Here is a 12701-nt window from a genome sequence, read left to right as displayed (position 1 = left end):
TATGGCACCGACCGGCGGCCCTGTCGCGTCAGACGACGTCGAAACGGAAATCGTGCTCCAACGTATCCGAGGGTTTGTCGCCGCGAAACGCGTTCGCCTGCGTTCCCCTCACCCGGGAAGATGCACCCTCATCCACGAGCGACACCGAACGAGGAAGCCCGTCCCGCAGGGATTCGAGGAGGGTGACGCGCGCCGCCTCCTTTGTGAGCCGGCGTCCTCCCATCCGGACGACGATTCTCGCCTCGGCGGCCAACAGCGGAGCGACACCGGCCCATGCTTCGGTCAGGAAGTCCTTGTACTTGTCGGCGCTGTAGTGGCGTCCGTCGTGCGGGGGCAGCCGGTCGGTGGCCTCTCCGCCGAGAAACCAGAGTCGCAGCCACTGATCTTCGCGATAATTCGTCGTATCCAGGTACGGGGGCGACGTGATGACGTCCGTCACGGTCCCCCGAAGACTCGGAAAGCGTGCCCCGGCCTCCCGCGCATCCGCCAAGCGCACCCTCCCTCGCCGTCGTGGCGGACGCGACTCGAACCTGTACTCCGCCATGCGCCGGAGGATTTCAAAAACGTCCCTTCGGGGCGGCGTCAGCTCATTTTTTCGCCACCAACGCACCGAATAGCGGGGCTTCGTGCTGATCGTACGCGGCATCCGGTTGCTGAAACAGTTGGGGGTCCGATGCGACTCTCCGTGCAGACTGCCCAGAGAAAGGGCCGCGATGAAACGGTCCGTCCGGTCACCCCGCCAATCAAGGTGCTCGCGCAGGAATACGACCTCGGCGTACGTACTAGGATGGAAACACAACTCGAAGAATTCGGCCGTGGCCCCGTGCATCGCGGGTGCCTCGAATCCGGCGCTCTCCTCTTCCAACTCCGACAATCGCGCGGTTACTTCCTTTCGGGATGGCGCATCGGCCTTGGCGCCCGCCACGCACGCGGCTACTGGGTGCACATCGCATCCGGCCGCGTCTCGGTCGCGGAGTAAGCTCTCGAACACGGTCGTGCCGCGACCGCAGAACGGGTCGAACACCACTCCATCGAACGACGTGACCGCCAGCTGTTCCGCCACGAAGGTCTCTGGAAACATGGCAAAATACGGGCAGATTGCATGAAACCGGTGCCTCACGCCGCTCGAGCCTCCTCGATGAAAGTCTGAATCCAAGTCCTCGTCTCGTCCAACTTGCCGAACGCCTCCACATCTATTCTGCCCAGCTCCACCAGTTTCTCAGCCTCCGCCACCCGTCTAGGCACTCGCAGTCGGTGCAGCAGGTTACCGACGACCAGCACGTCGTCACGGAACCCCTCGTCCGCCAACGCGAAGGGAATCACATGGTACACGACCATCTCCGTGACCGGTTCCCTCGTGAACCAGCGACGCTTGAACACGTTATTTACGCTGCTCCTAATCGATTTCGACTTCCAATCCTTACCAGTCGCCACTTGTGCCGCTACGAACAAGAATCCCGGCAATCCATCAGACGTTTCCCGCCACGCGACGACGTCGATTCCGTCATCCTTCGGGTTCCTCGGCGCCGACCCGTCCGCCCCCACGACGCCATCTTTAACTCGCAACCAAATGTCCTCCAGCTTCGCCACGAATCCGGATCCGTCGGGCCGCGGGAATCCGAACGACCACGCCGAACCACCGATTTCACCGGCAACGGCTGCGGTCGCAAAATACTGAAACTGCCTTCGCAGGCTCATCTGCTCCTCTTCCGACGGATATCGCGGATAGTCTTGCAACAGCGGAGACACGGATCGGAAATTCGCGAGCAGCAACGACAGCAGGTACGCTGTCTTGGGAAGGTCTAGCGTGTCCGCATTGAGGGACAGGATTCCGCCGCGCGGATCAAGCTCGAACGGGTAGGCCGCACCCAGGGCGCGGACCCGCGTTACAATCCTGCGTAGCGCGGCGTCGGCAACCGCCTCGTGACCCTGTATCTCGTCACTGACACTTTCGTACTCGGATTCGGCCTCAATGTCTGCAGCGTTCACGATGTCGGCCACCGAGGATCGCCCGTCCTCTGACAGGGCAGCTGTCAACTCAAGGTAATCCGCCATCACATCATTGTCGCCAAGACAATCGAGCGGAAGATCTATCCCGGTCGTCATTCGTCGTGCCGCCTAGCAGCACGAACCTTAGCGATCATCCGCTCGTGAATCGTCTCAGCGGCTTCGAGGTTGTCCTTGGCGACATCCAACAAGACCGTGTCTCGAACATCGAAGCCTCGAAGCTTAGCCAGTGCCTGACGGAGTTCGTCTCGGGCCCGTACGAGTGCGGACTTGAACTTCGCCCCAACTGGCTCAAGGCTAGCTGCGGCCTGTTCCAACGATCCCGTCTCGCGGAGGATCAACAGTGACTCGTCGTTGACCACGACATCCCCGAGCATCTTCAGGTGTGGGTTCTGCGACTGAACAACGGGTTGGACGTCATCCTCCTTCGATCCGTATATCCACCGAAGGACTTCGCCCAGTTCGTCCACCTTATCGGGAGGGATCGGTTCGGTCTTTGGTTCGTATCGAGTCCACGCATCTACCAGACCAAAGAACCGGCGGTATGTGGCGCGGGCTAGAGCGGTGTACAGGTGTGAGAAGCTGAACCGGGTGGTGTTTCGATCGTCGACGCTGAATACGCCAGCCGACTCCGCCTGTTCCAAGATGTAGATGGCGTGGACCATCCGTTTGATCGTGTCGTGCCGGTCTCCGATACTCCGTGCGATTTCCTCAAGCGGAACGTTGCCTTCACGATGCCACTTGGTGGCGAATCGCGCCTTGGCGAAGGCATCCCACCGGTGCGCTCCGTTGATGTGCTTGAAGCCGATGAATGACCGCGCCGCATCACGATCCGGGACGCAGAACGCGGAAGCCGTGTCAAGCGTGGCCCGGTATTGTGGAGGCATGTCCGGGACCTTGATTGCCGTCCCGGTGCGCTCGCGGATGCGTGCTGCGAGCGAGTGGTCCGTGAAGAGCCGAATCGCCGCAAGGCGGCGGTTGCCCTCCAGGACAAAGTGTGGCGGACCCTCTACCATGACGATGAGCGGCTCAATGTCAAGATAGCCGTTCGCCGCAACCGATTGAAGGATCTCTCCCAGGTCCGCTTCGGTGTGCAGATGGGCGATGATTAGTTCATCGGACGGATGGCGACCGAGCTCGAACAGGCGAGGATTCTCTGGATCCAGCGTGAGATCGCGCCGGCGATCTGTCGTACCCCGGAACGTGTGTTGGTTGGCGTACGACTCGGTCCATCGTTCATTGACGCGTTCGACGATCGCAGAAGCTCCGGGAACGGATGGCGTAGTTCATGACCGTACAGTGTTCCCCAGCATCAACGCCACGTCAATCGAGCTTGGAACGACGCCCGTGCGTGGCGCTGCGTCAACTCCCGGCGGGAGATCGACCGCTCTCCGCTACCGCAGACCGCGTGGCGCCAGTCTGAACGGAGGCATCGCGCGGGCGAGGAGCCGGTCAGGCTCCCGGCAGACGGTAGGAGACGCCCTGGGCGACGGCCTCGTCCACGGTCTCGGGGTCGATCAGCACCGTCACGGAGACGGTGAGGGCCCCCGCCGCGGCGATGTTCAGCGAGAGCGACAGAGCGGCGGTCTCGTCGGGGAGATCCGTGATCAGATAGAGGTCGTTTTCCCCGAACGCGTAGTAGAAGCCTTCCAGCGAGCCGCCCACGCTCTCCACGGTCTGCCGCAGCGCCTCGCGGCGCCCGGTGCCACCCTCGGCGATCAGGCCCTTCAGACCGGACCGCGTGTAGCTCGTCCGGAACATGTACCTGGCCAGTTCTCCGTGTCGGTGTGGTGTTGGTCTGGTTGGCAGGCTCTCTGCGGTCAGCAGGTCAGGCAGTTGTTGTTGTTGTGCGAGCCCAGGCTCTCGAGGAGCGCGACCGTCTCCGGGAAGGGCGAAACGCGCTGCACCGGACCGTTCGCCATGTCGGCGGTGGTCTGGCCGCGGCGGCTGACGACCGTGACGTCGCCGCCCATCTCCACGAGATAGAGGATCATCTCGTCGTCGCCCCGCGACGCCGCGTTGTGGAGCGCGGTGTAACCGCCGTGGTCGCGGGCGTCGATCTCGGCCCCCAGTTCCTCGATGAGGTACTTCACGGCCGGCATCCAGCCATCGGGCGTGTGTCGGTGCGCGTTTCCGGCGAACCCTTCGCCGTAGCCCACGCCGGAGGCGGCGTGCAGCGGCATGACGCCCGGTCCGCCCGGGGGCACCGCCGGGAGCCCCGAGGCGTCCGGCGCGTTCGCGCGGGCCTGGTCCGCCGCCTCCGCGGCCTGGATTAGCGCCGTCCGGACATCTTCGCTGATGTTCTCGAGGTCCTCATCGGGGAACTGCCCCTGCTCCTCTTCGGGCAACTGCTCCCGGATGTCCTGGAGCAGCGTCAGCCGGTCCGCCTCGGGCAGTTCCGCGTAGGAGGAGTCGCGCAGCGCGTTCAGCGCCTGCTGGCGCAGGAACTCGTCCGGGGACAGACGCTGGCGCCGGGGGGGCGCCTTGGTCGGGATGTTCGGATCCGCGCCGTACTCGACGAGGAGCTTCATCGCGTCGACGTCCGTCGCGTACGCCGCGCGCCAGAAGGCGGTGGCGCCGTCGGTGTCGACGAGTCCGCAGTTCCGGTTGCCGCAGCCCGTGTACACCATGTACCACGGGTGGCGGGTGATCCGGTGGTCGGGATCCGCGCCGGCCTCGAGCAGCGCCCGCGCCACTTCCAGGTAGTTCGCGCGCTGGAGCGAGCGCTCCTGCGGCTGCGGGAAGCGCGTGCGCGGCTGCCAGCGCGCGTTGATCACGGCCCACAGCGGCGACACCCCGTTGACTTCGGCGGCAATGTTCGGGTCCGCGCCCCACTCGATGAGGAGCAGCACGAGGTCGAACTGGCCGTTGATCGCGGCCATGACGAGCGCGCTCGTGCCGTCCGACGTGCTCGCGCGGTCGATGTCCGCCCCGCCGTCCAGGAGGGCCACGGTCGATTCCACGTACCCCTGACGCACCGCATGCAGCAGCGGAGTCAGGCCACCGACCTTCTCGACCGGGGGCAGGAAGAGACGGCTGAAGTCGCTCTCGTCCTCTTCCTCCTCCTCCTCCTCTTCCTCCGGGAGGCCCTCGGCGTACACCTCGCGTCCCGCACGCACGGCGGCCTGCAACTCGCCGGGCGTGGGTGCGCGCGCCTCGTCGCCCTCTCCGACGAAGACTTCGAGCACCTCCGTCTCACGCTGCCGCGCGAGGCGGTCCAGCTTCTCCTGCTCCAGCAGGTCGACCACCCGCGAGGTGATGTCGGGGTCCGCGCCCCTCTCCAGCAGCACCCGGATCGCGTCGGCCCGGTTACCGGCGGCCGCGAAGGTGAGCGGGGTCTGGCCCCATTCGGCCTCCTGAGCGTCGGGATCCGCACCCGCGTCGAGCAGCACGGCGATCGCCTCGGGGTTCCCGCCCGCCGCGGCCAGGTGTAGCGCCGTGGCGCCGCTGTTCCCGGTCAGGGCCGTCACGTCGGATCCCGCCGCGATCAGGCTGCCCAGGATCGCCGGCGAACCCCGCCTCGCGGCGAGGTGGAGCGGCGTGTACTGCCCGATTCGCGTGACCGCCCTCACATCGGCGCCAGCGTAGACGAGCATGTCCGCCAGCTCGGCGTCGCCGCGGTCGGCTGCCCAGTGCAACGCCGTCATCCCGTCGCCCTGCGCCGCGTTGACGTCGAGTCCCTGCTGCAGCAACTCGCGCACCGTGGCGACATCGCCGCGCATCGCCGCGTCGGCGACGGGCGATTCATGGGGCGATTCAGGGGGCGAACCCGCGGGCGCATCGTGCGGCGCCCCCGCCGAGACGAGGAGCGCCGTGCAGAGGACCGCGAACCCGGATCGGAGCGTCGCCGCGCGCACGGTCAACTCCCCGCGTCCGCCGTGACCGGGTCGGCGTGGTTGAGCGACATGGGACCCGTACTGTCGCCGAACGAATCCATGTCGTCCACGCCGAGGTCGTGCAGGATCGACAGCATCGCGTTCGCCATCGGCGTCTCGTCGGGCGCCTTGATGTGCAGGTTGCCCTCGAGCATTCCGTTGCCGTGCCCGAGCAGGAAGAGCGGCGCCCGCCGGTGGTTGTGCAGGTTCGCGTCCGCCATCGGCGAACCCCACAGGACCACGCTCTGGTCGAGCAGGCTCGACTCCCCGTGCATGGTGTTCTTCAGCTTGTCGATCAGATACGGCAGCTGACCCACGCGGAACTGGTTGATCTTGTTGAACTCCAGCACCGCCTCCTCCCGGTTCCCGTGGTGTGAGGCCGGGTGGAAGGGCCGGTCGGACTCGCTGTCGGAGAAGACGCGGTTTTGCGCGTCGCGCCCCGTCTTGAAGGAGATCACCCGCGTCATGTCCGTCTCGAGCGCGAGCACCTGGATGTCGAACAGCATCCGCATGTGCTCGGTGAACGAATCCGGCACGCCGGCCGGCGCCTCGGGCAGTGAGCGCTCCTCACCGCTCGAGTTGCGTGACTCGACCATCTGAATGCGCCGCTCCAGCTCGCGCACGTTCGTGAGGTACTGGTCCATGCGGCGCGAGTCCTCCTGGCCGAGGGACCGCTGCACCGAGGAGATCTCGCCCGAAATCCAGTCGAGGATGCTGCGCCGCGTGGCGCGCCGCGACGCGCGCTCCGCCTCGCTCCCGCCCGCGCCGAACAGGAGGTCGAAGGCGACCCGCGGATCGCGGATCATGGGCAGCGGCTCCGTCGGCGAAGCCCAGCTCAGCGAGTCGGTGTACGCGCACGAGTAGTTGTACGTGCAGCCGCCCGCCTGATCGAGGTTCTCTATGCAGAACTGCATCGACGGCATCGGCGTGTCCTGGCCGAAGCGCTGCGCGTAGATCTGGTCCATCGAGGTCCCGCAGAAGATATCGGACCCCTGCGTCTGCTTCGGGTGGGACTGCGTGAGGAACACCGCGCTCGAACGGAAGTGGTCTCCGCCGATCTCGGGCGCCGTGAACGCCTCCGCGTTCCGCACATCCGTGTTGCTGACTATCGTCAGGTGCTCGCGGTACGGACGCAGCGCGGCGAGCGCGCTCTCATCGATGATCTCGAACTCGCGTCCCGCCTTCTCGGGCGCGAAGAGGAACTTCGGCGCCCCGTGCTCCCGGTTGCAGCCGGCGAGACCATGCACCTCCTCGATCGCGATGAACCGGGTCCCCTTCCCCTCCGCGAGACTCTTCGCGCTCGTCGATCCCCAGAGACGTCCCGCGGGAACCATCGCGTCGAGGAACGGCAGGGCCATCGTCGCCCCGACACCCCGAACGAAGGTCCTGCGCGGCAGGTGCTGTCCGGTAATGAATTCCATGTTCTCCCTCTCGGAGCGTCGGATCGCCGCCCGGCCCTGGGGCCGTTCAGCGGCGGTCTTCGGAAACCTCTTCGTCTACCGTGGTCAGGGGCGCGGCCCGCTTCATCCTGAACGCGTCGCCGTTCACGACGCCCAGGATCAGCGACGACAGCCTGTAGTCTTCCTCTTCCGCCTCCCGCACGATCGACCGGATCCACGGTTGGTCGTAGTACTCGACTCGCCGGCCGAGCGCGTAGGCGGCCAGGTTCTCCGTGAAGTTCCGGAGCAGCGGCAGCGGGCGCGTGAGGAGCGCGTCGACCAGTTCGGGCGGCGTCTGCACCGGCGTCCCGTCGTAGAAATCGCCGCGCGTGTCGAGGGGCATCCCGTTCTCGCGCAGGCGCCACTTCCCGGTCACGTCGAAGTTGTCCAGCGCGAGGCCGATCGGGTCCATGAAGCGGTGGCACGATCGGCAGGCCGGACTCGCCCGGTGCATCTCCATCCGCTCGCGCGTCGTGAGCAGGCGGCCGTCCTTGGAATCCTCCGTCTCATCCAGATCCGGCACCCCCGGCGGGGGCGGCGGCGGCGGCGTGCCGAGGAGGACCTCCATGACCCACTTCCCGCGGAGTACCGGAGAGGTCCGGTTCGCGAGCGAGGTCAGGACGAGGACGCTGCCGTGGCCCAGGATCCCGACGCGCTCGTCACCCGGGTAGGTCACGCGCTGGAAGTCGCGTCCCGCCACGCCCTCGAACCCGTAGTGATGAGCCAGGCGCTCGTTGACGAAGGTGTAGTCGGCCCGGAAGAAATCGAGCAGGCTCCGGTCCTCGCGGATCAGGCTCTGGAACAGGAGTTCGGTCTCCCGCTTCATCGCGTTCGCGAGGTTTTCGTCGAAGTTCGGGAAGAAGTTGGGGTCGGGACGGACCTTGTAGAGGTCCTGCAGCCGCAGCCACTGCGACACGAAGCGCGAACTCAGGGCCTCGGAGCGGGGGTCGTCCAGCATGCGGCGCGCCTGCCGCTCCAGTTCGCCGGCATCCGACAGCCGTCCCTCCACGGCCGCGGCCCGCAGTTCGTCGTCCGGCGGAAGGCCCCAGAGGAAGAACGAGAGTCGTGAGGCCAGGTCGATGTCCTCCAGCGCGTACGCTTCTCCGCTCGCGACGCCCTCGGGCTCGCGCTCCAGCCGCAGCACGAAGAAGGGGCTCGCGAGGATCGCCTCGAGGGCCAACCGCACGCCGATCTCGAACCCGCCCTGCTCGACGCCCATCCCGTAGAACGTCATCAGGCCGTCGACCTCGCTCGGTTCGAGCGGTCGGCGGTAGGCGTGGCGCGCGATGTCGGTCAGGATGCCGCGGGCGCACGGCCGCTCCTCTTCGAGCGAGGTGGGACGGCAGGTGAAGATGCGCTGGCGGACCGGCGACTCCGACACGCCGGTCGGATTGTACGGCCCGCCGATGATGAGGTCCTGGAGGTGCGGCAGCGTCGTGACCCCGCCGCCGCCCGAACCGCCGCCGGCGTTGGACCATGCGTGCGGCCGAATCAGGTCCTCGTACGGTCCCTCCTGGCGCTTGACGAAGGCCGCGGAGACGCGGTGCTGTCCGGCCCGGACGAAGATCGGCTCCGTCCCGACGGGCGTGAAACCGCGGTCATCCGCCCCGCCGCCGCGCCGCGTGTAGTGGAGGAGCGCGACGCGCTCGCCGTCGACCGAGATGTCGACGTCCTCCATGCGGGAGTTCGCGCCGGAGGTGAAGACGAGCGCGAAGGTGTACTCGCCGTCGGCCGGGAAGGCGTGCTCCACGACCATCCCGCCGCGCGTGCCGAAGGGGGCCCCCTCGACGTGGTCCCACGGGTGCTGGGAGACGTACTGCGAGTTCTTGTACGTCGTGTTGACCGCCGGAGCCTCGCGGTCCCCGACCGCCATGCGGCTGATCTCCGCCGCCGCGTTCAGATAGGCGTCCAGCAGCGTCGGGGAGAGCGCCTGCACATCGGCGATGTTGTCGAAGTTGGCGCTCATCTGGTCGTTGGGGAGCCACTTCCCGGCGTCGACCTCGAGCCCCAGCAGGTCGCGGATCGCCCGCTCGTACTCGGGCCGGTTGAGCCGCTGGAAGGTCCGTCCGCCTGGATTCGGGTCCAGCACCGCGGCGCGGTCCACGATGTCCTCGAGCGTCTCGACGAGTTCGAGCAGTTCGTCTTCCGGGGGACGGCGCACGCCGGGCGGCGGCATCATGCCGGCGCGCAGCTTGCGGATCATCTTCTCCGCGGTCTCGGCCTCCGTGTCCGCGGCGTCGACATCGAAGGACTCGAGGGTGAGGTTCCCCGCCAGCCGGCGACTGTTGTGGCAGTTGGTGCAGACGCCCTGGACGATGTCGTTCGGACCCGGGGCGACCGGCGCGACGGGGACATGGCGGAAGTCTGCCGCCGAGCCTACGCCGGGGCGGTCCGCGGCCCACGCGAGGGCCACCGCCGAGCCCGAGGCGGCCGTGACGGAGGCCGACGCGGCGGCCTGCGCGGGGAGACCCGCCGGAGTCGCGAGGGCCACCGCGAATGCCGCACCGAGCATGCGGGACGCCACCTTGGCGTACGCTTCGTTTCCAGGCATCACGGGCCGTTCTTTCGGGCCGTTCCTTAAGAGGATGTATCCGCGTAACAGGCTAAGCCCCAATCGCGTTGTCTCGCAAGGCTCGGAGCCGGCTAGGAGCCGGGTGTCGGGGAGGGGTATCGGGACGTGGCTTCAGCGGTCGCGCCAACGCACCATGTCGGGGGTGATTTCGGACACCGTGCGGGCCCCGAGAAGGGCCATCGCGGGGCACCATATGCCTTCGATCGCGACGACCTCAGAATCCCTCAATCTCGAGTGCCACGATTGAGAATTCGTCAAAGCTGCCGGCGTGGAGCGTCCATACCCTGCGCCCTCTCGCTTCCAGCAATCGCTGATCGTCCGGCAGGCGGATCGAGCCGAGAAAATGCCCGGACTGAAGGAATACGTCATACATGGCTCCCGGAGCCCCGTGCGTGTCGCCCGCACCAGGCGACGGGCGGTCTCGCTGAACCCAGATCCGCCCGTCCGCGTCGACGACGATTCGGGAGATGATCGCCGGTTCCCGGGGCTCATCGAGTTCGCGGACGGCGCGCCGCCACGCGTCGGGCATTTCTTCATCAGCGTCCTCCCCGCGCTCGGCAGGCGAGAGCGGGAGCGCCTCCCCCGTATAGCAGAACCGAACGAGAATCGCGCCATTCCGGTCGAAGACCGTCAATTCGTAACGCCCATCGGGTTCGGAGACGACCCAGGTCTCCGCACCGACGCCGAGAAGCGGCCGCGGCCATGCGGGCAGTGTCACACCCTCAAGCACTCTGGCACGGGACCGCATGACCGTATCGTTCACCGCTTTTCCAGGAGACCAACGGACGAAGGACCGCTCCTCCCAACCATCCTCGATCGGGCCGGGGAATTCCAGCCACACCGTCTGGTCCGGTTGCAGCGCCACGAACCTGACCTCACCAGATGCGAACACCGGGGACAGAAATGCCGGATCGACCGCGGTGACGCTGGCCGAACGAGAAGCAAGGTCCAGTGCAGTCAGCCGGAATGCACCGAGGTCCAGGACGAGGAGAGTGTTGGCATCCACCCAGGTCACTGCGGCTGGTGCCTGGACCTCACCGGGGCCTTCGCCGCGAGTCATGACCGCCCCCTGCCACTCTCCATCGCGGTCGAGCACGATAACTTCGGCCAGGCCCCAGTCCGCGATGGCGACCGATCCGTTGGGACCTACGGCGACGTCAGCCGGCAAGACCAATTGTTCGGCTTCATTGGCGCCTCCGACACGCCAGACCTCACGCCAGGAGAGTTCCGCAGGCCACTCCCCGAAGCTCGTGTTTGTTACAGCCCGACCATCGGGGTCCGTGATTTCACAAGCAGCGGATCCGGGCGAGTCGCAACCGGTCATCACGACCGCCAACAACGAGGTCAATGTCAGCCCTGGTTGAATGCGTCTGATGATGCTGTCCGGATGCAGTCGGGGCGACGGAACCTGCCAACGACTTCGAGGCACTTTGCAAATCACTTTCTTGAGCCCTCCCTTGCCGTTCCGGACAGGCGGGGTTCAGCGGTCGCGCCAGCGCACCATGTCGGGGGTGATTTCGGACACCGTGCGGGCGCCGAGGAGGGCCATCGTGCGCCGGAATCCGTCGTCGAACCACTTGAGGACGAGGTCCACGCCGCGCTCCCCGCCCGCGCCCAGCGCGTAGAAGTAGGCGCGGCCCGCCAGGCAGGCCTTCGCGCCGAGCGCCACGGCCTTGGCGATGTCGCTCCCGCGCCGGACCCCGCCGTCGATGAGGACGTCGAGCCGGTCCCCCACCGCGTCGGCAACAGGCTGCAGCAGTTCCAGCGTCGGAGGCGCGTCATCGAGTTGCCGTCCGCCGTGGTTCGAGATCACGATCCCCTCCGCGCCGGCGTCGGCGGCGAGCACCGCGTCCTCGACCGTCTGGATCCCCTTGATGACGATCGGCCCGTCCCATATGGAGCGCAGCCAGTCCACGTCGTCCCAGGCGAGCTTCGGATCGAACTGCTCGTTCACGTACTGGGCGAGCCCCATGGCGTCGACGCCCCCTGCTCCGCCCTGCGCGTCGCGGCTCACCGCGCTCGAGAAGACGATCGGCTCGGAGGTGAGGAAGTCCCACGTCCAGCCGGGTTTCCGGATCCCGTCCACGAAGGTGTCGAGGCCGAGCTGCGGGGGGAGGGTGAAGCCGAGCCGGACATCGCGCTCGCGCCGCCCCAGCACCGCGACATCGACCGTGAGGAGGAGCGCCTCGTAGCCGGCCGCGGCGGCGCGCCGCACGAGTTCCGCGACGAGCCCCCGGTCCTTCCACACGTAGACCTGAAACCACTTGGGCCCGGAGTTGACCGCGGCCACCTCCTCGATCGAGCGGGTGCCGAGGGTGGACAAGCTGTACGTGATCCCCGCGCGCTCGGCGGCTCGGGCCACCGCGAGTTCGCCCTGCGAATCCGCGATGCGGCTGAACCCGGTGGGGGCGAGAATCAGCGGTAGCGGGTGGCGCCGACCGAGGACGGTCACGCCGGGATCCATGTTCGTCACATCCCGCAGCACCCGGGGCCGGAACTCGATCCGGTGGAACGCCTCGCAGTTGCGGACCTGCGTTCGCTCGTCCTCGGCCGCTCCGTCGATGTAGCCGAACACGCCGCGCGGGAGGCGGCGGCGGGCGAGTTCGCGCAGGTCCTCGACGCTCGCGCAGCGGCTGAGCCGGCGTACGACGGGGTTGAACTCGAACTTTCTGAAGCGAACGACGGAGCGCAGCGTCTTCAGCATGAGGCCTCCGCGACCTGCGGCGTGATCGGTGCCGTGAACCGGTACGAGAGGGGACGGGGTCCGGCAAGCCCGCGCAGCCCCCCGAGACGTTCCCGCGGGAACGT

The 12701-nt window shown here is 67.1% G+C and carries 9 protein-coding genes; all 9 read right to left on the bottom strand.

What is annotated here, in order from left to right:
• Nucleotides 1-28: 28 nt before the first annotated feature.
• The 9 genes from ACPXY0_RS01985 to ACPXY0_RS01945 all read right to left on the bottom strand — a co-directional run bounded on the left by ACPXY0_RS01985 (nt 29) and on the right by ACPXY0_RS01945 (nt 12597).
• Complete coding sequence (locus ACPXY0_RS01985; RefSeq protein WP_423927973.1) at nt 29-1081, bottom strand: DNA methylase; 1053 nt, start codon at nt 1079-1081, stop codon at nt 29-31.
• 35 nt (nt 1082-1116) lie between these two features.
• Entirely contained in the window at nt 1117-2106 is a 990-nt protein-coding gene (locus tag ACPXY0_RS01980; RefSeq protein ID WP_423927971.1) for a hypothetical protein, read from the bottom strand.
• Nucleotides 2103-3023 carry a hypothetical protein gene (locus ACPXY0_RS01975; RefSeq protein ID WP_423927969.1) on the bottom strand — a complete coding sequence of 307 codons (921 nt, stop codon included), beginning with the start codon at nt 3021-3023 and terminating at the stop codon, nt 2103-2105. The genes ACPXY0_RS01980 and ACPXY0_RS01975 overlap by 4 nt, the downstream gene beginning before the upstream one ends.
• A gap of 436 nt (nt 3024-3459) precedes the next feature.
• Complete coding sequence (locus ACPXY0_RS01970) at nt 3460-3768, bottom strand: GYD domain-containing protein (RefSeq protein WP_423927967.1); 309 nt, start codon at nt 3766-3768, stop codon at nt 3460-3462.
• A 59-nt stretch (nt 3769-3827) separates the two neighbouring features.
• A complete protein-coding gene (locus ACPXY0_RS01965; RefSeq protein ID WP_423927965.1) occupies nt 3828-5864 on the bottom strand; it encodes an ankyrin repeat domain-containing protein in 2037 nt (678 codons plus the stop codon).
• A 2-nt stretch (nt 5865-5866) separates the two neighbouring features.
• On the bottom strand, nt 5867-7303 hold the full coding sequence (locus tag ACPXY0_RS01960; protein WP_423927963.1) for a DUF1552 domain-containing protein: 1437 nt from the start codon (nt 7301-7303) through the stop codon (nt 5867-5869).
• Nucleotides 7304-7349: 46 nt separating this feature from the next.
• Nucleotides 7350-9872 (bottom strand): DUF1592 domain-containing protein, encoded by a 2523-nt coding sequence (locus ACPXY0_RS01955; protein WP_423930541.1) that lies wholly within the window; start codon nt 9870-9872, stop codon nt 7350-7352.
• Between the two features lie 235 nt (nt 9873-10107).
• Nucleotides 10108-11217 (bottom strand): hypothetical protein, encoded by a 1110-nt coding sequence (locus ACPXY0_RS01950; RefSeq protein ID WP_423927961.1) that lies wholly within the window; start codon nt 11215-11217, stop codon nt 10108-10110.
• Nucleotides 11218-11373: 156 nt separating this feature from the next.
• Nucleotides 11374-12597, bottom strand: a complete 1224-nt coding sequence (locus ACPXY0_RS01945; RefSeq protein WP_423927959.1) for an alpha-hydroxy acid oxidase — start codon at nt 12595-12597, stop codon at nt 11374-11376.
• Nucleotides 12598-12701: the final 104 nt, after the last annotated feature.

This window comes from Candidatus Palauibacter sp. (assembly GCF_965237495.1).
GTDB lineage: Bacteria > Gemmatimonadota > Gemmatimonadetes > Palauibacterales > Palauibacteraceae > Palauibacter.
This window is presented reverse-complemented; position numbering and strand designations above follow the sequence as displayed.

Bases quoted from the DNA above. Each gene is read 5' to 3' on its own strand.
- ACPXY0_RS01985 (WP_423927973.1), bottom strand. From the start codon at position 1,081: ATGTTTCCAGAGACCTTCGTGGCGGAACAGCTGGCGGTCACGTCGTTC.
- ACPXY0_RS01975 (WP_423927969.1), bottom strand. From the start codon at position 3,023: ATGGTAGAGGGTCCGCCACACTTTGTCCTGGAGGGCAACCGCCGCCTT.
- ACPXY0_RS01980 (WP_423927971.1), bottom strand. From the start codon at position 2,106: ATGACGACCGGGATAGATCTTCCGCTCGATTGTCTTGGCGACAATGAT.
- ACPXY0_RS01950 (WP_423927961.1), bottom strand. From the start codon at position 11,217: ATGACCGGTTGCGACTCGCCCGGATCCGCTGCTTGTGAAATCACGGAC.
- ACPXY0_RS01960 (WP_423927963.1), bottom strand. From the start codon at position 7,303: ATGGAATTCATTACCGGACAGCACCTGCCGCGCAGGACCTTCGTTCGG.
- ACPXY0_RS01945 (WP_423927959.1), bottom strand. From the start codon at position 12,597: ATGCTGAAGACGCTGCGCTCCGTCGTTCGCTTCAGAAAGTTCGAGTTC.
- ACPXY0_RS01955 (WP_423930541.1), bottom strand. From the start codon at position 9,872: ATGCCTGGAAACGAAGCGTACGCCAAGGTGGCGTCCCGCATGCTCGGT.
- ACPXY0_RS01970 (WP_423927967.1), bottom strand. From the start codon at position 3,768: ATGTTCCGGACGAGCTACACGCGGTCCGGTCTGAAGGGCCTGATCGCC.